The organism is Mycobacterium sp. 155 (genome assembly GCF_000373905.1).
GTDB lineage: Bacteria > Actinomycetota > Actinomycetes > Mycobacteriales > Mycobacteriaceae > Mycobacterium.
This window is the reverse complement of record NZ_KB892705.1, coordinates 2478624-2500486: the sequence shown is the minus strand read 5'-3', so window position 1 is coordinate 2500486 and position 21863 is coordinate 2478624. Positions and strand designations below refer to the sequence as shown.

General features: G+C 65.7%; 18 protein-coding genes and 1 tRNA gene. 10 read left to right on the top strand and 9 right to left on the bottom strand.

Translation table 11 applies throughout. The features are described 5' to 3' along the window. Nucleotide 1: 1 nt before the first annotated feature. The 3 genes from B133_RS0111930 to B133_RS0111920 all read right to left on the bottom strand — a co-directional run bounded on the left by B133_RS0111930 (nt 2) and on the right by B133_RS0111920 (nt 1700). Nucleotides 2-493, bottom strand: coding sequence for a DUF2231 domain-containing protein (locus tag B133_RS0111930; protein ID WP_018601341.1), 492 nt, complete (start codon nt 491-493; stop codon nt 2-4). 31 nt (nt 494-524) lie between these two features. Further along, on the bottom strand, nt 525-1238 hold the full coding sequence (locus B133_RS0111925) for a VIT family protein (RefSeq protein WP_026256310.1): 714 nt from the start codon (nt 1236-1238) through the stop codon (nt 525-527). Between the two features lie 72 nt (nt 1239-1310). After that, nucleotides 1311-1700 (bottom strand): membrane protein, encoded by a 390-nt coding sequence (locus B133_RS0111920; protein WP_026256309.1) that lies wholly within the window; start codon nt 1698-1700, stop codon nt 1311-1313. A 53-nt stretch (nt 1701-1753) separates the two neighbouring features. Between B133_RS0111920 and B133_RS0111915 the strand changes: the two genes are divergently transcribed. After that, the gene (locus B133_RS0111915; protein ID WP_018601336.1) at nt 1754-2848 is read left to right on the top strand and encodes a TrkA family potassium uptake protein; all 1095 of its coding nucleotides are present in this window, start codon (nt 1754-1756) and stop codon (nt 2846-2848) included. A gap of 31 nt (nt 2849-2879) precedes the next feature. Next, on the top strand, nt 2880-3806 hold the full coding sequence (gene nudC, locus B133_RS0111910) for an NAD(+) diphosphatase (protein ID WP_018601334.1): 927 nt from the start codon (nt 2880-2882) through the stop codon (nt 3804-3806). 81 nt (nt 3807-3887) lie between these two features. Here the strand turns inward: nudC and B133_RS0111905 are convergent, their stop codons facing one another. Then, nucleotides 3888-4136 carry a mycoredoxin gene (locus B133_RS0111905; RefSeq protein ID WP_018601332.1) on the bottom strand — a complete coding sequence of 83 codons (249 nt, stop codon included), beginning with the start codon at nt 4134-4136 and terminating at the stop codon, nt 3888-3890. Between the two features lie 247 nt (nt 4137-4383). Here B133_RS0111905 and B133_RS0111900 point away from each other — a divergent pair, with 247 nt between their 5' ends. The 4 genes from B133_RS0111900 (at nt 4384) to B133_RS0111885 (ending at nt 8361) form a co-directional block, all read left to right on the top strand. Next, nucleotides 4384-5334 (top strand): MaoC/PaaZ C-terminal domain-containing protein, encoded by a 951-nt coding sequence (locus B133_RS0111900; RefSeq protein WP_026256308.1) that lies wholly within the window; start codon nt 4384-4386, stop codon nt 5332-5334. An 87-nt stretch (nt 5335-5421) separates the two neighbouring features. Then, nucleotides 5422-7533, top strand: a complete 2112-nt coding sequence (locus B133_RS0111895) for an ATP-dependent DNA helicase UvrD2 (RefSeq protein ID WP_036419170.1) — start codon at nt 5422-5424, stop codon at nt 7531-7533. Nucleotides 7534-7640: 107 nt separating this feature from the next. Next, complete coding sequence (locus B133_RS0111890) at nt 7641-7901, top strand: hypothetical protein (RefSeq protein WP_232423287.1); 261 nt, start codon at nt 7641-7643, stop codon at nt 7899-7901. 142 nt (nt 7902-8043) lie between these two features. Next, complete coding sequence (locus tag B133_RS0111885) at nt 8044-8361, top strand: WhiB family transcriptional regulator (RefSeq protein WP_018601328.1); 318 nt, start codon at nt 8044-8046, stop codon at nt 8359-8361. A gap of 71 nt (nt 8362-8432) precedes the next feature. Here the strand turns inward: B133_RS0111885 and B133_RS0111880 are convergent, their stop codons facing one another. The 3 genes from B133_RS0111880 to B133_RS0111870 are packed head-to-tail and all read right to left on the bottom strand — an operon-like array spanning nt 8433 to nt 12111. Further along, nucleotides 8433-9767: an AarF/ABC1/UbiB kinase family protein gene (locus tag B133_RS0111880; RefSeq protein WP_018601327.1), complete on the bottom strand. Its 1335-nt coding sequence runs from the start codon at nt 9765-9767 to the stop codon at nt 8433-8435. A gap of 42 nt (nt 9768-9809) precedes the next feature. Further along, entirely contained in the window at nt 9810-10655 is an 846-nt protein-coding gene (locus B133_RS0111875; RefSeq protein ID WP_018601326.1) for a hypothetical protein, read from the bottom strand. Nucleotides 10656-10707: 52 nt separating this feature from the next. Then, nucleotides 10708-12111: a zinc-dependent metalloprotease gene (locus tag B133_RS0111870; protein WP_369751449.1), complete on the bottom strand. Its 1404-nt coding sequence runs from the start codon at nt 12109-12111 to the stop codon at nt 10708-10710. Between the two features lie 73 nt (nt 12112-12184). Here B133_RS0111870 and B133_RS0111865 point away from each other — a divergent pair, with 73 nt between their 5' ends. The 3 genes from B133_RS0111865 to B133_RS0111855 all read left to right on the top strand — a co-directional run bounded on the left by B133_RS0111865 (nt 12185) and on the right by B133_RS0111855 (nt 17216). Then, nucleotides 12185-13213 (top strand): PDZ domain-containing protein, encoded by a 1029-nt coding sequence (locus B133_RS0111865; protein ID WP_018601324.1) that lies wholly within the window; start codon nt 12185-12187, stop codon nt 13211-13213. A gap of 95 nt (nt 13214-13308) precedes the next feature. After that, nucleotides 13309-16299, top strand: a complete 2991-nt coding sequence (locus B133_RS0111860) for a UPF0182 family protein (protein WP_026256305.1) — start codon at nt 13309-13311, stop codon at nt 16297-16299. An 843-nt stretch (nt 16300-17142) separates the two neighbouring features. Then, nucleotides 17143-17216 (top strand) — tRNA-Met (locus B133_RS0111855). A gap of 112 nt (nt 17217-17328) precedes the next feature. On the opposite strand, the gene B133_RS0111850 is transcribed toward B133_RS0111855, so the two are convergent. Continuing rightward, nucleotides 17329-17964 carry a TetR/AcrR family transcriptional regulator gene (locus B133_RS0111850; protein ID WP_026256304.1) on the bottom strand — a complete coding sequence of 212 codons (636 nt, stop codon included), beginning with the start codon at nt 17962-17964 and terminating at the stop codon, nt 17329-17331. 71 nt (nt 17965-18035) lie between these two features. On the opposite strand from B133_RS0111850, the gene B133_RS0111845 reads away from it, so the two are divergent. Next, nucleotides 18036-19757 carry a CocE/NonD family hydrolase gene (locus B133_RS0111845; RefSeq protein WP_036418572.1) on the top strand — a complete coding sequence of 574 codons (1722 nt, stop codon included), beginning with the start codon at nt 18036-18038 and terminating at the stop codon, nt 19755-19757. Nucleotides 19758-20058: 301 nt separating this feature from the next. On the opposite strand, the gene B133_RS24630 is transcribed toward B133_RS0111845, so the two are convergent. Next, nucleotides 20059-21492: a sigma-70 family RNA polymerase sigma factor gene (locus B133_RS24630; RefSeq protein ID WP_036418569.1), complete on the bottom strand. Its 1434-nt coding sequence runs from the start codon at nt 21490-21492 to the stop codon at nt 20059-20061. Between the last annotated feature and the right edge of the window lie 371 nt (nt 21493-21863).

Here is a 21863-nt window from a genome sequence, read left to right as displayed (position 1 = left end):
CCTAGCCCTTGTTGGCCGAGGTCAGATTGGCGATCTCATTACTCCACACGGACTGGGCCCCGGCGTCTCCGATGCGATAGACCTGCACCATCGAGGCGACCCCGATCAGCACCGCCACCACCGCGACGATGGCGTTGTACAGCACCCGGCGGGTGTTGTCGCGCCGCTCGGCGTACCGCAGCGCCACCAGGGCCAGAGCGACGACCAGCAATGCCACCGAGAAATAGATCATGGTGTCGCCGAGCTCGGCGTGCTCCTGCAGGATGGCGTCGGGGTTGCGGCGCAGGTCGTACAGCCAGTTGCCGGCCTGGATCGTGATGGGGGTCAAAACCGCTGTGGCGACGGCAAGAGCAAGGGTGACCCAGATCAGCTGCCCCCTACGGGCGCCCGGCCAGAGCGCGCAGATGATCTCCATTACCGCGGTCAGCGGCGCGAGTATGACGATGGCGTGCACGAACAAAACGTGGGCGGGCAGGCCGTTGATGACTGTCATGGGACTCCTTGGCTGATGGGAGGTATCGAGCTCACGTGATCGCGGCGCCGACCAAACGGCCGATCGCATAGGTGATCGCCAACGCCAGGCCACCACCGATCATGTTTCTCAGCACTGCACGGCCCTTAGGCGCACCACCCAAACCAGCCGACACCGTCCCGGTGAGCATCAGGGCCAGTAGCACCGCGACAACGGTGACCGGGACCCGCCACGTCGCCGGTGGCAACAGAACTGCGGCCAACGGCAACAGCGCACCGACGGTGAACGACAGAGCCGACGACGACGCGGCCTGCCACGGGTTGGTCAGTTCGTTCGGATCGATACCCAGTTCGACCTCGGCATGTGCGGCGAAGGCGTCATGGTCGGTGAGTTCCTCGGCCACGGTGCGCGCAGTGACGGGCGACAACCCCTTGGCTTCATAGAGTTCGGCGAGCTCGTCCAATTCTGCTGCGGGATCGGTACGTAACTCGCGCCGTTCTTTGCTCAGCAGCGCTCGTTCGGTGTCCCGTTGCGTGCTCACCGAGACGTATTCACCCAACGCCATGGACACCGCACCGGCCGCCAGGCCGGCGACGCCGGCGGTCAGGATGGGTCCGCGGTCCGCGGTCGCAGCGGCCACGCCGACGACGATGCCTGCAGTGGAGACGATTCCGTCGTTGGCGCCCAGCACGCCGGCGCGTAGCCAGTTCAGCTTCGAGGAGACCGATCCGACGTGCGGTTCGGCCGGGTGTGTGGGGCTCGGCACGGCTGCGACGATATACATCGAAACCATGTGCTGCCAGCAACGATAGCCTTGCCAAACCAGTCGGCGGCGCACTCAGGAGCTGCGGTACACCTTGAGCGCCGTGGTCACCAACGGGATCTGCAGCGGCAGGCGAGCGATCGCGACGATGCGCATCGGCCACGGCTTGCCCCACCACAGCCGCACCATATTGACGTTGCCCGGGAACACCGCGATGAACAGGGTCGCTGCGGCCAGTGCGCCGAGCCGCCGGGTGCGTGGAGCCGCCAACAATGCGCCGGTAGCCAATTCGCCGGCGCCGGAGGCGTAGGTGTAAAAGCGGGCGGGGCCGGGCAGCTCTGCCGGGATGATCGTGTCGAACGGTTTGGGCGTAACGAAATGCAATGTGCCCATGCCGAGCAGCATGACGGCGAGCCGCCGGGCGGTGCGGGCGGCGGCGGTTCGCTGAGACGCGGCGGTGGTCATGGTTACATTGTGGCGTGCGACCGCTCGGATGGATCCCCGCATGACCGGTACCCATGGTTAAGGGCAGGCTGCGGCGCCGACTCGCCGCGATCGACGAGAACCTCACCTCGCGGCCTGACGCCGCGCTCACCGACGTGCTCCGCATACCGGAGCCGTTCGTCAGCCCGGCGCGCAGAATCGCCATGCGAGTGTTCTACGCGTTGGCAGCACTGTTCGCGGCGGTGCTGATCGTCTACATGGACCGCTACGGGTACCGCGACAACGACAGCGCGCCGGATCCGGATCATCCGCTGTCGTTCTTGGATTGCCTCTATTACGCGACCGTGTCGCTGTCAACAACGGGCTACGGCGACATCACGCCCTATACGGAATCAGCGCGTCTGGTCAACGTCCTGATCATCACGCCGCTGCGGGTGGCCTTCCTGATCGTCCTCATCGGTACCACCGTGGAAACCCTGACCACCCAGTCTCGGCAGGCGCTGAAGATCCAGCGATGGAGGAACAGAGTGCGTAACCACACCGTCGTCATCGGATACGGCACCAAGGGCCGCACGGCCGTGGCTGCCATGGTGGGTGACGAGGTGGCCCCGGCCGACATCGTCGTCGTCGACGAGAACGCCACCGCGCTGGAACGCGCGAAGAGTGCCGGCCTGGTCACCGTCCACGGTGACGCCACCAAGTCCGACATCCTCCGGCTGGCCAGCGCGCAGCACGCCAAATCGATTGTCGTCGCGACCGATAACGATGCCAGCGCGGTGTTGGTGACCCTGACCGCCAGGGAGCTGGCTCCCAACGCCAAGATCATCGCGGCCGCGCGGGAAGCCGAGAACCAGCATCTGCTGCGGCAGTCCGGCGCGGATTCGACCGTGGTGTCCGCGGAGACCGCGGGCCGGCTACTGGGCATCGCCACCCAGACCCCGAGTGTGGTGGAGATGGTCGAGGACCTGCTGACACCCGACGCGGGCTTCGCGATTGCCGAGCGGGAGGTCGAACCGAAGGAGGAGGGCGGCTCGCCGCGGCATCTGCATGACATCGTGCTCGGTGTGGTCCGCGGCGGCCGCCTGGTGCGGGTGGACGATCCTGAGGTGGATGCATTGGAGTCCGGCGACCGGCTGCTCTACATCCGCAGCGCAGACGCTGAGCGATGACCGGGGGCGAGCGCAGCGACGGGGGAAGTTGATGGACTTCCGCCTGCGCAACGTCCCACTGCTGTCCCGGGTCGGGGCCGACCGCGCCGACACCGTGCGCACCGACATCGACGCGGCGATCGCCGGCTGGGCCGACGCGTTGCTGCTGTGCGTCGACCACCGCAACCAGGTGCTGATTTCGCAGGGCAAGGTGGTGTTGGGCAAGGCCTCGGCGATTGCCGACACGCCTCCGGAGCATGCCGTGTTCCTGGGCCGCCTCTACGACGGCAGACATGTCTGGGCGGTGCGCGGTGCGGTGGAGGCACCCGAGGACCCCGGCGCTGAAACCGAGGTGCTGGATCTGCGCCGGGCCGGCTCGGTGTTCCATGACACCAGCGCCCAACTGGTGGCGACTGCGACGGCGTTGCTGAACTGGCACGACCGCGCGCGGTTCAGCGCGGTCGACGGCGCGGCGACCAAATCGGTCAAGGCCGGCTGGGCTCGGGTCAACGCCGCCAGTGGTCACGAGGAATATCCCCGCATCGATCCTGCGGTGATCTGCCTGGTGCACGACGGCCATGACCGCGCGGTGCTGGCTCGTCAGGCGGTCTGGCCCGAACGGTTGTTCTCGATTCTCGCCGGATTCGTCGAGGCCGGGGAATCCTTCGAGACCTGCGTGGTGCGCGAGATCGCCGAGGAGATCGGGCTGACCGTCACCAATGTGCAGTATCTGGGCAGCCAGCCGTGGCCGTTCCCGCGGTCGTTGATGGTCGGTTTCCACGCGATCGGTGATCCCGAGCAGCCGTTCGCCTTTACCGATGGCGAGATCGCCGAAGCCGGTTGGTTCACCCGGGCTGAGATCCGTCACGCCCTCGAGTACGGCGACTGGAGTTCGGTCGATTCGTCATCGCGGCTGCTGCTGCCGGGCTCGATCTCCATTGCGCGCGAGATCATCGAATCCTGGGCCGCGCTCGACTGACGTTCTCACCGCGAGCAGACACGGCGGTACCGGAAAAGCCGCGTGTCGCGGACCGCAGCGTCTGTTCGCGAGAAGCGGCGACTAGCCCAATTTGGCCTTGACCTGCTTGATGCTCGGGTTGGTCAGCGTCGATCCGTCGGCGAACTTCACCGTCGGCACCACATGGTTGCCTCCGTTGACCGAACCCACGAACTCCGCGGCGGCGGGGTCGGCCTCGATGTCGATTTCGGTCCAGCCGATGCCTTCGGCCCGCAGCGCTGTCTTCAGGCGCCGGCAGTAGCCGCACCAACTGGTCGTGTACATGGTCAGGTCGGAGGACGTAGCAGTCATAGTCCACACAACGTAGCCGAACCGCCGGTGGCTTCCTGCTCAGCGGTAAGTTGCTAATGCAGTGTTGGGACAGGGCCGAGCATGACTGGATCTCGGAATACCTGGATTCCTTGTCGCCGTAGCGTGTTCGTCTGCGGGGCTGTCACAGTGGTGATGCGCGCTGGCATGGTATTCGGAGCGCGGCTCGGTGCAGCACCGGGACGACGCGTTGACCGAGTACGCCGCCGCTGTGATTCGAGGAGTCGACATGTCTTTTGAGACCTCAGACACGCTGCGCTACATCGCCGATTGGTCGCCCGAGCCGGTCGAATCGTCGGATCCGCTGGCCCCCAAGCAAGCCACAGATCTGGCCGCGACCCTCGACCTCGACGACCGCTTCGCCGTCGGCTCCGCACTACCGCCGCTGTGGCAGTGGATCTACTTTCCCGAATGGCCGAGAACAGTCGAGCTCGGAGCCGATGGGCATCCCCACGACGGCCACTTCCTGCCGCCGATCCCGAACCGCCGCCGCATGTTCGCCGGGGGCCGGATATCGATCAGTTCTCCGTTGCTGTTGGGGGAGTCGGCCGTGCGTCGTTCCGAGGTCACGGGCACCGCTGTCAAACACGGCAGTACCGGTGAACTGTTGTTCGTCACCGTGCGCAGTAGCTACCGCCAGGGTCCGGCGGTGCGCCTGGTCGAGGAGCAGGACCTGGTGTATCGCAGCGACGCGGGAACCGCCACGTCGTTCACCCGCACCACCGAACCTCTTGCCGCGCAATCGACTCCGTGGGCAGCTGAGCCGGTACCCAATCCCGCGCTGCTGTTCAGGTTCAGTGCGCTGACCGCCAACGCCCACCGCATCCACTACGACGAGCCGTACACCACGGGCACCGAAGGGTTCCCGGCGCTCGTGGTGCACGGTCCGTTGCTGGCGATCTACATGGCCGAACTGCTGCGGGCGCACGGACCGCGGCGCAGTGTGGCTCGGTTCGACTTCCGGTTGCGTCGCCCGGTTTTCCTGGGTGACCGGATCCGGGTGCAGGGGGAACCGGGCGCACGTGAGGAGCGAGATGAACCGGGCGCACGTGAGGAGCGAAAGGAACCCTGCGCACGTGAGGAGCGAAATGGGCAGGGCGACGGCGACACCACGGTAAGACTCAGCGTGGTGTCGGGTGCGGGCGCCGTTCACGCCACCGCGACCGCCACTTATGCATAACTGATCTCCGCTGGTCACAGGCCCGACATGCGGCGTCCCGGCACCGGATGCCTGCTCATGTCGCCTGTGGCTGCCATCATGGACCCCATGTCGTCGCAGGCCCCCGTCGCAACCCTGGACGATCTCGACGATGAACAACGCGAGGCCGTGCTCGCCGCGCGCGGCCCGGTGTGTGTGCTGGCCGGCGCGGGTACCGGAAAGACCCGCACCATCACCCGCCGGATCGCGCACCTCGTCGCCGCCGGGCATGTCGCGGCCAGCCAGGTACTCGCGGTGACCTTCACCGCTCGTGCGGCGGGGGAGATGCGAGGCCGGTTGCGGGCGCTCGGACAGGAGTCCGGGGTGCCCACCGGCACTGTCCAGGCGGTGACGTTCCACGCGGCGGCCCGCAGGCAACTGCAGTACTTCTGGCCGCGCCTGGTCGGTACCACCGGCTGGGAGTTGCTCGACAGCAAGTTCTCCGTCGTCGCTCAGGCCGCCAGCCGGTCGGGCATGCAGACCAGTACTGACGACGTGCGAGACCTGGCCGGCGAAATCGAATGGGCCAAAGCATCTTTGATCACGCCGGAGGGATATCCCGCAGCCGTCGCCGAGGTCGGCCGCGACATACCGTTCGACGCGGCGAGGGTGTCTGCTGTCTACGCGGGCTACGAGTCACTCAAGGCCCGCCGCGACGACACCACGCTGCTGGACTTCGACGATCTGCTGCTGCACACGGCCGCGGCCATCGAGAACGACTCCGCCGTCGCGCAGGAGTTCCGCGACCGCTACCGCTGCTTCGTCGTCGACGAATATCAGGATGTCACCCCGCTACAGCAGCGGGTGCTCGACGCCTGGCTCGGGGATCGTGACGATCTCACCGTCGTCGGTGACGCCAACCAGACCATCTACTCGTTCACCGGCGCCACGCCGCGGTATCTACTCGACTTCTCGCGGCGGTTTCCCGACGCCGCGGTGGTGCGCCTGGAGCGTGACTACCGGTCCACCCCGCAGGTGGTGTCGCTGGCCAACCGGGTGATCGCCGCTGCGCGGGGCCGCATGGCGGGTAGCAAGTTGCATCTGGTGGGGCAACGCGATCCCGGCCCCGCGCCGACCTTTTCCGAACACCCCGACGAGGTCGCCGAGGCTACTGCGGTGGCCCGCTCGATCAAGAAGCTGATCGAATCGGGAACGGCGCCTGCCGAAATCGCGGTGCTGTACCGGATCAATGCTCAATCTGAGGTGTACGAGGAGGCGCTGACCGAGGCTGGGATCGCCTTCCAGGTGCGTGGTGGCGAGGGCTTCTTCAGCCGTCAGGAGATCCGCCAGGCCCTGGTGGCGTTGCAGCGCAGCGCCGAGCGCGGTGCCGAAACCGACGATCTGGCCGCGCTGGTGCGCCAACTGCTCGAGCCACTCGGTTTGACGGCCGAACCTCCCGCAGGTACCCGGGCCCGCGAGCGCTGGGAAGCGCTCGGCGCACTGGCCGAACTCGTCGACGAGGAGGTCGCGCTGCGTCCCGACCTGGATATGCGAACCCTGGTCGCCGAACTGCGTCAACGCGCCGACGCCCGGCACCCACCGGTTGTGCAGGGCGTGACGTTGGCGTCCCTGCACGCGGCCAAGGGCCTGGAATGGGACGCGGTGTTCCTGGTCGGTCTAGCGGATGGCACGCTACCGATTTCGCACGCCCTGACACACGGCCCGGACAGTGAGCCGGTGGAGGAAGAACGCCGGCTGCTCTACGTCGGGGTGACCCGGGCGCGGATACACCTGGCGTTGAGTTGGGCGCTGGCCCGTACTCCGGGCGGGCGACAGGGGCGACGGCCGTCGCGCTTTCTCAACGGCATCGCGCCTCAGCTCTCGAGCACACCGGCCGCCCCCGACCGCAACCGCCGCCAACGCGGCGCCACTCCGCGCTGCCGGGTATGCAACGCCACCCTGACCACGTCACCGGCGATCATGCTGCGGCGCTGCGAAACGTGTCCGGCCAACCTCGATGAGGAGTTGCTGACCGAGCTCAAAGACTGGCGGCTGCGCGTCTCCAAGGAGATGAAGGTCCCGGCCTACGTCGTGTTCACCGACAACACGCTGATCGCCATCGCCGAGTCGCAACCCACTGACGACGCTGCTCTGGTGTCCATCCCCGGCATCGGTGCCCGCAAGCTCGAGCAGTACGGCGCCGATGTACTGGCATTGGTGAAGGGCCGTCAGAAATCGTAAAGATCACGCCAAAACCGCAGGTAGAAAATAGGTTGTCATAATTGGCTGTTAGGCTTTAGCCTCAAAGTCAATAACTCTGGTGACGAGATGGAAGGAGGATGCCCGAAATGATTAGCAACATCAAAGTCAGCGGTGTCGCGGTCACAAGCATGCCCTCCTTCCGTACCAGCTATGCCGTAGCCCCTGCCCATGCTGGGTTGGCGGCCGTTGCCCGTGTTGGCATGGTCGCCGCTGCTGCGGTCCCGGCCGAGCGGCATCTGCCCGTCGCCAACGCCGTGTGGCCGCCCGTCGCGGGCATTGCCCCGCAGCGCAAGCGCCGCCCCGCCGCCGTGCTCCGCGCGTCCGTGGATTGGAGCGCTCCTAGGTAGAGCTCTCGTCACCGCCTAATGGCCACGGACCCGCAGTCAACCGGATCCGTGGCCATATTTGTCGGTTTCCCCGAGGAATCTGGTCGTAGATCCATCACAAGACAGATCGATCGCCGAAATCTACGACCAGGAAGCAGGGGATATGCACATGTCCATTGCGATGAACGCTCCGGAGACGGGGTTCACGCCGGTGACATGCGAGAAGCGACTGCCGGCGGTGCCGTGCCACCTCGAGGATCCGGATCTGTGGTTCGCCGAGAGCCCCGTCGACCTCGAGCGCGCCAAGGCGTTGTGCGCGGACTGTCCGATCCGCAACGAGTGCCTGGCCGCAGCGTTGGAGCGGCAGGAGCCGTGGGGGGTGTGGGGCGGTGAAATCCTCGACCGCGGCAGCATCGTCGCCCGGAAACGGCCGCGTGGCCGCCCGCGTAAGGACGTCGGAAGCAATCCGGCCGCGGCGTGATGCCGCGGCAGGTCCATCCCGTCCGTCCGCGCCTCGTCCGTCCCACGGTCATAGCCCCGCCTGCCCCAGTGTCAGGCAGCTTCTTCCGCGAATCCCGGAACCAGTGCGGTGGCAATGGATTTCACCGGCACATGGGCATCAAGCTGACAGCAGATGGCGATAGTCGAGGCGATCACGCGCAGCGGGATGGCCAGATTGACCGGCAGGTCGAGCTGGCGGGCCATCTTGAGCTGTGCCACCGAGTTGTCCAACTGACCCGCTGCCATGCGCTGGATCCAGCGACGCGTGTAGTGGAACACGTCGACCTCGACCGGCTCGACGTACTGGCGCAGCATGTCGTCGATTTCCTGAACCGAAACTTGTTGGCCCCGTTGGATGAATCCGGCTTCCTCCATCGCGGGCAGCAGCTGATCGTAGTTCTGGTCGCGGGCCAGCCGGATCGTCCGCCCCAACGCGGACGGGAATCCGCCGGGCATCGGGGCGACGGCGCCGAAGTCGATGACACCCATACGGCCGTCAGGCAGCAGCATGAAGTTGCCCGGGTGCGCGTCGCCGTGCATCATCTCCAGCCGCGCAGGCGCGTCGAAGGTCAGTTCGCTCAAGCGAGTACCCATGAGGTCGCGCTGTTCGGGGGTACCGCCGCGGATGATCACCGACATGGGGATGCCGTCCATCCATTCCGCGATGACGACTTTGGGCGCGCTGGCGACTACGGCGGGTACGGCGAAGTGCGGATCGTTGCGGTACGCCTTGGCGAAGGCGCGCTGGTTTTCAGCTTCCAGCCGGTAGTCCAGTTCCATCTCGGTGCGCTCGGTGAGTTCATCGACGATGCCCTGGATGTCGGCGCCGGGCGCCAGCTGTTTGAACACGCTGACGAGTCGTTGGATGGTCTTCAAGTCGGCGCGCAGCGCCTCGTCGGCGCCCGGGTACTGGATCTTGATCGCTACCTCGCGGCCGTCGGACCAAATGCCCTTGTGCACCTGGCCGATGCTCGCCGAGGCGACCGGAGCGTCGTCGAACGAGGTGAACCGGTCCCGCCACTTAGTGCCCAGTTGGCCGTCGAGCACCCGGTGCACCTTCGCTGCCGGCAATGGGGGAGCGTCCTTCTGCAGCTTGGTCAGTGCCTCGCGATACGGTTTGCCATACTGCTCAGGTATGGCGGCTTCCATCACCGAAAGGGCCTGTCCGACCTTCATCGCGCCGCCCTTGAGCTCACCCAGCACGGTGAACAATTGCTGTGCGGCCTTGTCCATCAACTCGGCGGTGACCTCGTCTTTGGACTTACCGGTCAGGCGTTTGCCCAAGCCGAGCGCCGCCCGGCCGGCCATGCCGCCCGCCAAGCCCGCGAGCTTGGCGTTGCGTGCGACGCTTCCCCGTTTGATGTCAGACACCAGTCCATCATCCACGACGGCGCTGAACGAGCCACAATTCAGCGGCAGCGTACGTTTTCAACACGGACAGTCAGGGTGGCGTGACCAACGACGCGCGGTGATCGAGTAGCCGTCGGCGTCGAGTTCGAGCGTGGTGTCCAGCGTCGGCGGCGGTGCGGGGGCGCGTCGCGGCGCATCGGCCTCCCTTACTGCCTGGATCACCAGATCTATCTGGCGCAGCGCCAGCGCCGCGGTGGCCAGGATCGTCGCGCGCCCGGCGGTACCGACCGTGCCGCGCAGCTGCGCCGCGAGGGCCGGCCATGCCGCGTCCCGCTCGCTGCGGTGCAGGTCGGCGCACTGCAGGCAACTTGTCAACCCCGGGATGACGAGCGGGCCGACCAATCCGGCGCCGTCGCGCAGCCGCACCGGCAGATGTGCAACCCGAGCCTCGTGCAGTTCGCGCACCATCCGTGGTTCGGTGACTTGGTAGTCGGCGAGTACCACGAGGTCGGTGGCATCGGGTACGGCCGCTGCGTGCGGTCGGCTGGTGTGCCGGACCCGTGCGCCCGAGCAGCGCAAGGAGCTGGTAAGCAGTTCCGAGAGCGGTCCCCGGCCGTGGATGCGCACCGATGCGGTGCGTGACGGGTGCGGTGATTCGACGGTGACGATGCCCGCGTCGGTCAACGCGCGAATCACCTCATCGACGGCCTCGGCCGATTTGAATTGTGTTGCAGCAGCGGCAAGTTCGTCTCGGGAGGCGCCACTGCCCTGCAGGGTGCGCAGCAGTCCGGCGAGCTGGGCTTGCGTCATCGACCCGGGCGGGCGGACGAGCACCGCGCGACGGGGGTCCCAGCCCACCTGGACTGTTCCGTCGGGCCGCAGCAGCACGGGCCGACCGGCTGCCAGCACATACCGCGTCGTCATGACATGACTCTGCCACGACCCGAGGCACCGCCCGGTCAGTTATCCACAGGCCTCAGGACTCGTCGGGGCGTTCGGGACCCTCGCCCTGTTCCTTCTGCAGATCGGCGATCGCTTGCTCGAACGCACTGTCGATTCCACTGATGTCGCCGCCGATCACCCGGTCGATGAAACCGGCGGGTTCGTCGAGATCGGACGCGTCGGGCAGCAGGTCGGGATGTTGCCATACGCCGTCGCGGGCGTCGGAGCCAACCGCCTCGGTCAGCCGTTCCCACAGCGCTGCTGCCTCGCGCATCTTGCGCGGCCGCAGTTCCAGGCCGACGAGCGTGGCGAAGGTTCGCTCGGCCGGGCCGCCGGTGGCCCGCCGTCGGCGCAGCATCTCGGACAGCGCCTCGGTGCCGGGAATCCGGTCACCCAGTGCCGCGGACACCACGGTCTGCACCCAGCCCTCGATCAACGCGAGCAGGGTTTCCAGCCGCTCCAAGGCGGCTTCCTGCTCGGGTGTTGCTTTGGGTTCGAACATGCCCTGGCTGAGCAGCTGCTCCATCTCGGACGGATCTGACAACGAGGCCGGGTTGAACCCCTTAGCGAGATCCTCCATGCCCGACATGTCGACCTTCATGCCCTTGGCGAACGCCTCGACTGCGCCCAGCAACTGACTGGAGAGCCACGGCACGTGGCTGAACAGCCGGTGATGCGCGGCTTCTCGGGCAGCCAGGAACGTCAGGATCTCGCTGCGCGGGCGCTCCAGGCCCTCCGAGAGCGATTCGATGGCCTCCGGCATGAGCGCGGCCACCCCTTTGGGGCCCAGCGGCAGTCCGATGTCGGTCGAGGTCAGCACCTCCCGAGACAACTTGCCCAAGGCCTGGCCGAGCTGCGAACCGAAGGCCATGCCGCCCATCTGCGACATCATCGCCAGCAGCGGGCCCGCCATACTCTGGGCTTCCTCGGGCAACGCAGAAGCCCACACAGTCGAAATCTGCTCGGCCACCGGATTGCAGAGCCGCTTCCAGGTGTCCATCGTGTTGTCGAGCCAATCGCTCGGCGTCCACGCGACCGTGTGGCTGGTTCCGGCAGGCAGTGCCGTGACACCGTCAAGCCAGGTTTCGGCAAGCCGGACCGCGTCGGCGACGGCGCCTTTGGTCTGGTCGGGCACCGGGGCGACGAAGCCGATCGAGTTCGACGCCAACTGGCGGGCCAGGTCGTAGTTCACCGGGCCGGACTGACCGCCGCCGGCCATCGCTGTGCCTGCTCCGCTGAACATCTCGCCGAGCTTGGTGAAGATCTGGCCCAGGTCACCCATATCGAAGCCGGCGCCCCCGGCGCCGAAACCGAACGGATCAGAGCCAGGGCCGGATCCGGATCCCGGATCTGGGTCTTTCTTGCGCTTGTCGCGCTCGGGGTCGTCCCCGGCGGAGAAGCCGAAGGGCAGGTCAGCCATATCCCCAACGGTACTCACTACAGGGTGGACTCGCGGCGCTGTGGGTCATGCTGTCAGTGAACCTGACGCCGCAGGCTTTACTGTTGGCGGCGTGAACAGGCGGATTTTGACGCTGGTGGTGGCTCTGGTGCCGATTTTGGCCTTCGGTGTGCTGCTCTCAGTGGTGAAGGTGCCCTTCGTGTCTTTGGGGCCTGGTCCGACCTTCAACACCCTCGGTGAGGTGGAAGGCAAACAAGTCGTCGACATCGAGGGCCCTGACGCCCGAGTGCACCCGACGTCAGGGCACCTGAACATGACGACAGTCTCTCAGCGCGACGGGTTGACCCTGGGCCAGGCTCTGACGCTGTGGATGTCGGGCCGCGAACAGTTGGTGCCGCGTGACCTGGTGTACCCGCCGGACAAGTCCAAGGACGAGATCGACAAGGCCAATACCAGCGATTTCAAGCGCTCCGAGGACAACGCCGAGTATGCCGCGCTGTCGTTCCTGAAGTACCCGATGGCGGTGACCGTGCAGAGCGTGACCGACCCGGGCCCCTCGGCGGGCAAGCTGCAGGTCGGCGACGCGATCGGCGGGGTCAACGGTAAGCCGGTGGCCAACCTTGATGAGTTCCAAACGCTGCTCAAGACGACCAAACCAGGGGACACCATCGTCATCGACTACCGCCGCAAGAACGCTCCCGCCGGCACGGCCACCATCACCCTGGGCCACAACCCGGACCGCGACTACGGCTTCCTGGGAGTAGGCGTACTCGAAGCTCCGTGGGCGCCGTTCGACATCACCTTCAACCTGGCCAACATCGGCGGCCCGTCAGCGGGCCTGATGTTCAGCCTGGCCGTGGTGGACAAGCTGAGCACGGGCGATCTCAACGACGGCAAGTTCATCGCAGGCACCGGCACCATCACGGGTGACGGCAAGGTCGGGTCGATCGGTGGCATCACCCACAAGATGCTGGCCGCCCACGAAGCCGGCGCCACGGTGTTCCTCGTGCCCGCAGAGAACTGTGCCGAGGCCCGCTCGGCACAGCAGGACGGCATGGAACTGGTGAAGGTCGACACGCTCACCGAGGCCGTCGACGCCTTGCACACGCTTTCTGCCGGTGGCGAACCTCCGCGCTGCTGAACCGCTACCACGGGGGACCTGACTAGAGTTGTGGGAAATCCGGCAGGCCGGACAGGCAGGCCAGTAATCCGGGAACCCGAGACTGGAGTTGACGAGTGGGTATGCGGCCCGCGGCAAGGATGCCGAAGCTGACGCGACGAAGCCGGGTTCTGATCGGGCTGGCACTCGTGGTGGTGCTGCTATTGCTGATCGGGCCGCGCTTCATCGACACCTACGTCGATTGGTTGTGGTTCGGTGAACTCGGCTACCGGTCGGTGTTCACCACAGTGCTCGCCACTCGCCTCATCGTGTTCCTCGTTGCCGGAGTGGTGCTCGGTGCAATCGTGTTCGGCGGGCTGGCGCTGGCCTACCGCACGCGCCCGGTGTTCGTTCCCGCCACCGGGCCCAATGACCCGGTGGCCCGGTACCGCAGTGCGGTGCTGGCGCGCCTGCGGCTGTTCGGCATCGGCGTTCCGGTGTTCATCGGCTTGTTGGCCGGCATCGTCGCCCAGACCTACTGGGTGCGGGTCCAGTTGTTCCTGCACGGCGGCGAATTCGGGGTTACGGACCCGCAATTCGGGCGCGATCTCGGGTTTTATGCGTTCGATCTGCCGTTCTACCGGCTGATCCTCACCTACCTGTTCGTCGCGACGTTCTTGGCGTTCATCGCAAACCTGCTGGGCCACTACCTGTTCGGTGGTATCCGGCTGTCCGGGCGTACCGGCGCGCTGAGCCGCTCGGCTCGTATCCAGCTGATCAGCCTCGGCGGCACGCTGATCCTGCTCAAGGCGGTCGCCTACTGGATGGACCGCTACGAGCTGCTCAGCGTCACCCGTTCGGCCAAGCCGTTCACCGGTGCCGGCTACACCGACATCAACGCGGTGTTGCCCGCCAAGCTCATCCTGCTGGCCATTGCCGTGATCTGTGCCTTGGCGGTGTTCTCGGCAATCGTATTGCGGGACTTGCGGATCCCCGCGATCGGCGTGGTGCTGTTGCTGTTGAGCTCCCTGGTCGTCGGCGCAGGGTGGCCGTTGATCGTCGAGCAGTTCAGCGTCAAGCCCAACGCGGCGCAGAAGGAAAGCGAGTACATCAGCCGCAGCATCACGGCGACCAGGCAGGCCTACGGTCTTACCAGTGACACCGTGACCTACCGCAACTACGAGAGCAACGGGCAGACGACGGCGGCCCAGGTTGCGGCGGACCGGGCGACCACATCGAACATCCGGCTGCTCGACCCGACCATAGTGAGCCCGGCGTTCACCCAGTTCCAGCAGGGCAAGAACTTCTACTACTTCCCCGATCAGCTGTCCATCGACCGCTACATCGGCCCCGACGGTAACTTGCGGGACTATGTGGTGGCCGCCCGCGAACTCAACCCGGACCGCCTGATCGACAACCAGCGGGACTGGATCAACCGCCACTCGGTGTACACCCACGGCAACGGGTTCATCGCCTCGCCGGCCAACACCGTGCGCGGGATCGCCAACGATCCCAACCAGAATGGTGGCTATCCCGAGTTTTTGGCCAGTGTCGTGGGTGCCAACGGCAGCGTGGTGTCGCCTGGTCCGGCTCCGCTGGATCAGCCGCGGGTGTACTTCGGTCCGGTGATCGCCAATGCGCCCGCTGACTACGCGATTGTCGGCAGCAACGGCCCCGACCGTGAATACGACTACGAGACCAACACCGAGACCAAGAACTACACCTATGAGGGCAAGGGTGGCGTTCCGATCGGCAACTGGTTGTCGCGCAGTGTGTTCGCGGCCAAGTTCGCCGAGCGGAACTTCTTGTTCTCCAACGTGATCGGCGCGAACAGCAAGATCCTGTTCAACCGCGATCCGGCCAAGCGGGTGCAAGCGGTGGCTCCGTGGCTGACCACCGACACCAGCGTGTACCCGGCGATCGTCAACCGACGCATGGTGTGGATCGTCGACGGCTACACCACGCTGGACAACTATCCGTATTCGGAGTTGACGACGCTGTCGAGCGCGACCGCGGATTCCAACGAGGTGGCGGTCAACCGGTTGGCGCCGGACAAGAAGGTGTCCTACATCCGTAACTCGGTCAAGGCCACTGTCGACGCGTACGACGGCACGGTCACCCTCTACGCCCAGGACGAGAGCGATCCGGTGCTGCAGGCGTGGGAGAAGGTGTTCCCGGGCACCGTCAAGCCCAAGCGTGACATCTCCCCGGAACTGCAAGAACATCTGCGGTACCCGGAGGACCTGTTCAAGGTGCAGCGGGCCCTGTTGGCTCGCTACCACGTGGACAACCCGATCACGTTCTTCTCCGCGCAGGACTTCTGGGATGTGCCGCTGGATCCGAACCCGACCGCCAGCAGCTATCAGCCGCCGTACTACATCGTCGCCAAGGACATTGCGAACAACGACGATTCCTCGTCGTTCCAGTTGACGAGTGCGATGAACCGATTCCAACGTGACTTCCTGGCCGCCTATGTCAGTGCCAGTTCGGATCCGTCGAACTACGGAAAGATCACCGTTCTGACCATCCCAGGTCAGGTCAACGGTCCGAAGCTGGCATTCAACGCGATCAGCACCGATACCGCGGTGAGCCAGGACCTCGGTGTGATCGGTCGGGACAACCAGAACCGCATCCGGTGGGGCAATCTGTTGACCCTGCCAGTCGGTGAGGGCGGATTGCTCTATGTCGCACCGGTTTACGCTTCGCCGGGCACCAGCGACGCGGCGTCGTCCTATCCGCGTCTGATCCGGGTGGCGATGCTCTACAACGACAAGGTCGGCTACGGCCCGACGGTCAGTGACGCACTGACCGAGCTGTTCGGCCCAGGAGCCGGTGCCACCGCGACGAATGTCGCACCCACGGATGCGAAGTCGGGAGTGCCGGGCCAGGCGCCTACCGCCGCACCGCCGCCGGCGGCGGATCAGGCCGGCCGCGCACCGGAAGTGTCAGTGCCCGTGCCGGGTCAGCCGCCCGTGCAGTTGTCGCCGGCCAAGGCGGCGGCGCTGCAGGAGATCGACGCGGCAGTGTCGGCGGCCCAGGAGGCCCAGCGCAGTGGTGATTTCGCCAACTACGGCCAGGCACTGCAGCGTCTGGCCGACGCGATGCAGAAGTACGACACCACCAAGTAGCCTCACCTCTCCCTCGCGAGCAGACACGTAGGTCCCCCGACACGCCGTTGTCGGGGGACCTACGTGTCTGCTGGCCGCGTCCCTGGGCAGTGCAGGCCGTCCGTCATTGACCGGCCTGCCTCGCGCGACGCCCGAGGAGAGTCCCGATTTCTTCCGGGTTGTCCCTGAATTTCACGGTGGGCCAATCGACTTCGATGGAGCAGATGTTGCTGTGGTGATACAGGGGTGGGAGCAGTGGTGTGTGGAACTGCCCGCCAGCCTCTCAACTCCATTGCCCTGCGACTTCCGTAGATTCAGCGATGGGCTTCCCGCGGGCAGTCACTACCCCGCCACTCGACACCGTCGGCGTGCCGCCGTAGGCGGCAATCGCGCCGCGTACGCCGACTAGGTGGAACGACGCCCGAATCCGGACATTGCACGCTGTTGTGCGAATTAACCTCGGAGACTGTCGATTTGGTCCTGCGAGTCACCGGTCGTCGACATCAACATGATCGGTGGAGTGCTGGCCCGTGACGGACGTCGCCCCCGCGTGCTATGCCCACTGTCACGCGGCGTGACGGTGGTGGGAGTGGCGGTGCCCATCGCAGACGTGGTCCACCGGTGGGCAGCTGCCGGACTTCGCACCGTCGGACGACGCCGGACGGATGATTCCGGATCTATGACGAGGGCATTCGGCACTGGCTGGCCGCCCTCGCCGAACGGTGTCACCCGGCCGGGGCTGTTCCAATGCGGTCAGATGGTGCGTTTCAGGGACTGATTTGAACGGCTGATTCGGCCAAAAAGGGCCTCTGAGCACTCGATTTGGTGCAGTGCCAACCGCTTCGGTAACCTTAAGTTCACCGACGCGGGGTGGAGCAGCTCGGTAGCTCGCTGGGCTCATAACCCAGAGGTCGCAGGTTCGAATCCTGTCCCCGCTACTAGCGGAATCGGCCCCCGGAGGATACTCCGGGGGCCGATTCATAGGATGTGTCAAGGGATTTGTGACCCTAGCCATGCTCGTCGATTTCTAGCGTCGGGTTCTAAGTTCGCCTACGAGGCCAGTATGGCCGCGCCTAGGGTTTCTTTCACCCAGACCCGGAACTCGGCGAGTGTGTAGCCGAGCCGCCGCACAAGAAGCTCGTAACTCTCAGGACTGGCTATGACCCACGCTGTGTCGATGGCCTTTTGGGGTGTGAGCCCCTCGGCGAGGGCGCTGACGGGGACGTCGCCCAGGATCCTGGAAAGGGTCCGGTGTCGCAGACGCTGGAGCTCCTGCCAGTCCGCCGCGATCTCGGGGTCAACGGCGGCGGCGTCCCGGTACAGCTGCCAGCCGTCCGCGGCGCGTTCGGCTATTTCTGTGACAAGGGCCGCGATCTCGGCGAGCCGCTGCTGGGGTGACAAGTCCGCGAATCGTAGGCTGGCGTCTTCCGGTGACGCGAGGTCGCCTGCAATCGCCCTTTCCATATACCCCCGGAGCAGCGCGCGCTTGCTTCCCCACGCCAGATAGAGGGTCTGGACGGAGACCCCGGCGGCCGCTGCGAGTCGGGTGACGGTCGTTCCTGCGTAACCGTGCGCGGGGAACTCGCTCGCCGCGGCCTCAAGGAGACGGTTGCGCGTGTCTTGCCGCAGGGCGTCACCAACTTGTTTCTGCCGACTCATGGGCTTCGCAGCTCTCGATGCGGTCATGGACAACAGGTTACTTATGCTTTAGAGTGGCGATCAAGTGAATTTGAGTGTCACTAAAAACCATCAGGGGAATGGCCATGACTAAGACGCCGTTCGACCAGCCCTGGGACCGCCCCGGGAAATTTAGATACGCACGAAAGCGGCTCCGCGCGGCTCTGCACCCGCCGGTCACGGTGTATCCGATGCCGGCCCACGTCACGAAAAACGAGGACGTGGAAGTGCAGATGCGTGACGGAGTCATGTTGCGACTCAACCTGTTCCGCCCCGCCGGTGACGGACCGTTTCCGGTGATCCTGTCGGCGCACCCCTACGGCAAAGACCGAGTGCCAACCAAGAAGAGCGGCGGGTGGAAGGTGAACAAGCAGTTCCGGATCATGAATCAGCCCGAACCGCTGCGGATCTCCGACCAGACCAGTTGGGAGGCACCCGATCCGGTGTGGTGGGTGCAGCAGGGGTACGCGGTCGTCAACCTGGACACCCGCGGCGGCGGCCACTCCGACGGACGCGGCGATCTGCTGTCCGATCAAGAAGCCGACGACGTCTCTGAGGTTATTTCCTGGGCCGCCGACCAGCCTTGGTCGAACGGTCGCGTCGGAATGCTCGGGGTGTCCTACCTCGCACTGTCACAGTACAAGGTGGCCACCCTGAATCCCCCTGCCTTGAAGGCGATCTGCCCGTGGGAAGGGTTCACCGACGCCTACCGTGACTTCATGACGTCCGGCGGAATCGTGGAGGACGGGTTCGCCCGGGTGTGGCTCTTCATGACCCGACGGGTGGTTCGGCTCCACACCAACCTTGGTGCGGAGCGCCGCAAGCATCCCCTGCGCGACGCCTGGTGGGAGGCTCTGACACCGGAGCTGTCAAAGGTTCGGGTGCCCATGCTGGTGTGCACGAGCTTCTCCGACAACAACCTTCACAGCATCGGGTCGATGCGAGCCTTCCAGGAGACCGGGTCAAGCGAACGCCACGCCTACGCCCACCGCGGACCCAAGTGGGCCACGTTCTACGGAGACGAGGCTTGCCGGGCCCAACTCGCGTTCTTCGACCGACATCTGCGCGAACGCGATGTTGCGCCGCTGCCCCCGGTGCGGCTGGAGATCCGGGACCGAGCCGACCATGTCGTCGAAGTACGCGACGAGCAGGAGTGGCCGCTGGCGCGGACCTGCTGGCAGCAGCTGTACCTGTGCGTCGACGGCAAACTCAGCGCGCGGCCAGACGGCGCCGAGGGCAACGTCACCTTCGACCTGCGAAACACGGGCGCCGCTTTCGAGTATCGATTCGAGGAAGACACTGAAGTCAGTGGCCCCATGACTCTCCGACTGCAGGTCACGGTGACCGGTACCGAGGACCCCCGGTTGTTCGTCGGCGTCGAGAAATGGTCACACGGCGTCCCGGTGCCGTTCAACGGCTCCTACGGATACGGGCGCGACCGCGTCGCCCAAGGGCGGCTGCGACTGGCGCTCCGGGAACTAGATCCCGAACGCGGCAGACCCCACCAGCCCGAACATACCTTCCGCACCCTGCAACCGGTTCGCGACAACGAGCAGATCGACGTGGTCATCCCGTTGAGTAACTCCGCGACCCTTTTTCACGCCGGCGAAAGCCTTCGCCTCATCGTCGCCGGTCGATACCTGGAACCCCGCAACCCGTTGTTTGGGCACTTCCCGACTCACTACGAGCCCAGCGCCCAGGGTAAAGCGACTATCCGTTGCTGCCCCGATCAACCGTCCGCTTTGGAAATCCCCGTCATCCCACGAGGCGGATACCGCGAGGTGACTGAGGCAAACCTCTGACTCTGCTGGTCTTCAAGCGTATGTGATTCTGTTTGCTGGCGGTGGTTCTGTTCGGTGCTGCGCGGTAGGGCTCCGGGCGATCTTGTCCTCGCATAGGGTTTGCAGGAATTCGAGGTGGCCGAGGTCAGTCGTTCACCACGCGAGGCAGCGACGACATGGCTTCACACGGCCGCTCGAATTACTTCTGTTGGGAGCCATGCTGTTTCGATATGCCCGCGTGTTGGGCATTCAGATCGCTGTTCGACGCTTTCGCCCGACCTGATCAGGCAGTCGAAGGTCACGATGGACGATATGCGTGATGTCATCCGATGACTGGCTGCGTTGTCACCGGTATCGCGGGAGGTGCGACAGGTGCCCGTGGCGGCCGTATCGGGACGGGCTTGGTGGGTGCGATCGGACCGGCTGTGGGCGACTGGATCGGCTTCAGGGGAGGACGCCACGGCGCCACTGGTGCACTCGGTACGACCGGCGTAGCAGAGGGCGGCGCCGGGAGTGTGATCGACGGCGGGACCGGTGTGGCCACCGGGACAGTGGATTCGATCGGTGCGGCGGGTGGCGGTTCCGAGGGTATTGCCGGGAAAGGCTGCCGTGTGCTCGCGGTAGTGTCGGGCACACTCGCCGCCGCGCTCGACGGCACGACCGGCGAGGCCGGCGCACTGTGCTGGGGTGCTTCGGCGGTGCGCGGCGAGGCGGTCATCGATGTAGTCCTCGGCGCGGCGGTGGTTTGAGTGAGGTTGGCCGGGCTGACCGGTAGGTTGCGGGGACTCGGCCGGAAGACGGTTAATGCCAGCCCACCGACGAGGATGGCAATCAGTGCCGCACCGAGCAGCAGCTGGCGTGACAAGCGGCCTCGATCGCTGCCGTCGGCGCCGCCCTGCACGATGCCTGATCTCTCGCGCCGATCCACCGGCGCGCTCGTGGCATTTGCGTTGGCGGTGAGGCGAATTCGGTGCAGGGTGTGATCACGTAGCCAGTCGGGGGCCGGAACGAATACCGGAACACCGCCCAGCAGTGCGGCGGGGCTGACCAGACGGCGGCGTTGCTCGTCACACGCCGGGCAAGATTCGATATGACGGGCGATCCGCTTGCGCATGAGTACGGTAAAGACGCCGTCCCAGCCCTCGATGATGGCGGCCAGCTCCGCGCATCCGCGGGGATTGTTCTGGGCGCTGCGGGAAACCAGCAGTGCACCCAGAGATCGTTCGACCGTGTCGCGCAGTCGTTGTGTCATCTTGTTGGCGCTGGCGTGGCTGACGCCGAGCGCCGTGGCGAGTTCGGGTCCATCCAACCCGTGGCAATAGGTCAACTCCAGAACAGCGTGGTCGCGTTCGGACAACCCACCCGTGGCCTCGGCTACCAGACGAGCCAGTTCGCTGCGGACCGCCAGCATCTCGGGCCCCGGCTCGGTCGAAACTTCCTCGGGCACTTGGTCGACGACTCGCTCGCGGCTACGTTCGCGAATGGCGCGCAGCGCCTCGTTACGTGCTATCGCATACAGCCACGGACGCAGCTTCTCCGCGTCGCGCAACTGAGGCAGACGGTCTGCGGCAATGCAAAACGCTTCTTGAACGCATTCGGCCGCGCCGTCGCGATCCCGCAGCATGCCGACACAGAAGTCGTACAACCGGTCGGCGTATCGGTCGTAGATCCCCGCGAACGCCCCCCGATCACCCGCGGCGGCCGCACAGGCCAGCTCAGCGTCGGTGACCGCGTCCCAGTCTGGCAGTGCGGTCATCACATCGCCTCCTCAGGGATCCGTCGGCGACAACCCGTGATTTTAGTGCTCATTCCGCGAACTTGGTTGTCGGTCCGAGCCGGGCCGGGAGCGGTCCCTCTGGCCGCCGGCGGTCGGCGTACGCAATACGACGGGCATGCACGCTCCTTCGGCCGTGGTGTACTCCTCACGGGTAGGAGCAACAGACGTCACGGCCGAGGACATTTTTTGGGCGGCACCCAAAACTCGGTGCGGGCGACGCAGCCGAGCGGACCGAACCAGTCCAGTTGTCACCGAAACTTGAATTACAGAATCCATACCACGTCGCGATATACGGTAATTACACAGCATATAGACAGGGAACTCACAACTCCTGTTGCATCACCCACTAT

Bases quoted from the DNA above. Each gene is read 5' to 3' on its own strand.
- B133_RS0111930 (WP_018601341.1), bottom strand. From the start codon at position 493: ATGACAGTCATCAACGGCCTGCCCGCCCACGTTTTGTTCGTGCACGCC.
- B133_RS0111920 (WP_026256309.1), bottom strand. From the start codon at position 1,700: ATGACCACCGCCGCGTCTCAGCGAACCGCCGCCGCCCGCACCGCCCGG.
- B133_RS0111915 (WP_018601336.1), top strand. From the start codon at position 1,754: ATGGTTAAGGGCAGGCTGCGGCGCCGACTCGCCGCGATCGACGAGAAC.
- nudC (WP_018601334.1), top strand. From the start codon at position 2,880: ATGGACTTCCGCCTGCGCAACGTCCCACTGCTGTCCCGGGTCGGGGCC.
- B133_RS0111905 (WP_018601332.1), bottom strand. From the start codon at position 4,136: ATGACTGCTACGTCCTCCGACCTGACCATGTACACGACCAGTTGGTGC.
- B133_RS0111900 (WP_026256308.1), top strand. From the start codon at position 4,384: ATGTCTTTTGAGACCTCAGACACGCTGCGCTACATCGCCGATTGGTCG.
- B133_RS0111895 (WP_036419170.1), top strand. From the start codon at position 5,422: ATGTCGTCGCAGGCCCCCGTCGCAACCCTGGACGATCTCGACGATGAA.
- B133_RS0111890 (WP_232423287.1), top strand. From the start codon at position 7,641: ATGATTAGCAACATCAAAGTCAGCGGTGTCGCGGTCACAAGCATGCCC.
- B133_RS0111885 (WP_018601328.1), top strand. From the start codon at position 8,044: ATGCACATGTCCATTGCGATGAACGCTCCGGAGACGGGGTTCACGCCG.
- B133_RS0111875 (WP_018601326.1), bottom strand. From the start codon at position 10,655: ATGACGACGCGGTATGTGCTGGCAGCCGGTCGGCCCGTGCTGCTGCGG.
- B133_RS0111850 (WP_026256304.1), bottom strand. From the start codon at position 17,964: ATGACCGCATCGAGAGCTGCGAAGCCCATGAGTCGGCAGAAACAAGTT.
- B133_RS0111845 (WP_036418572.1), top strand. From the start codon at position 18,036: ATGGCCATGACTAAGACGCCGTTCGACCAGCCCTGGGACCGCCCCGGG.
- B133_RS24630 (WP_036418569.1), bottom strand. From the start codon at position 21,492: ATGACCGCACTGCCAGACTGGGACGCGGTCACCGACGCTGAGCTGGCC.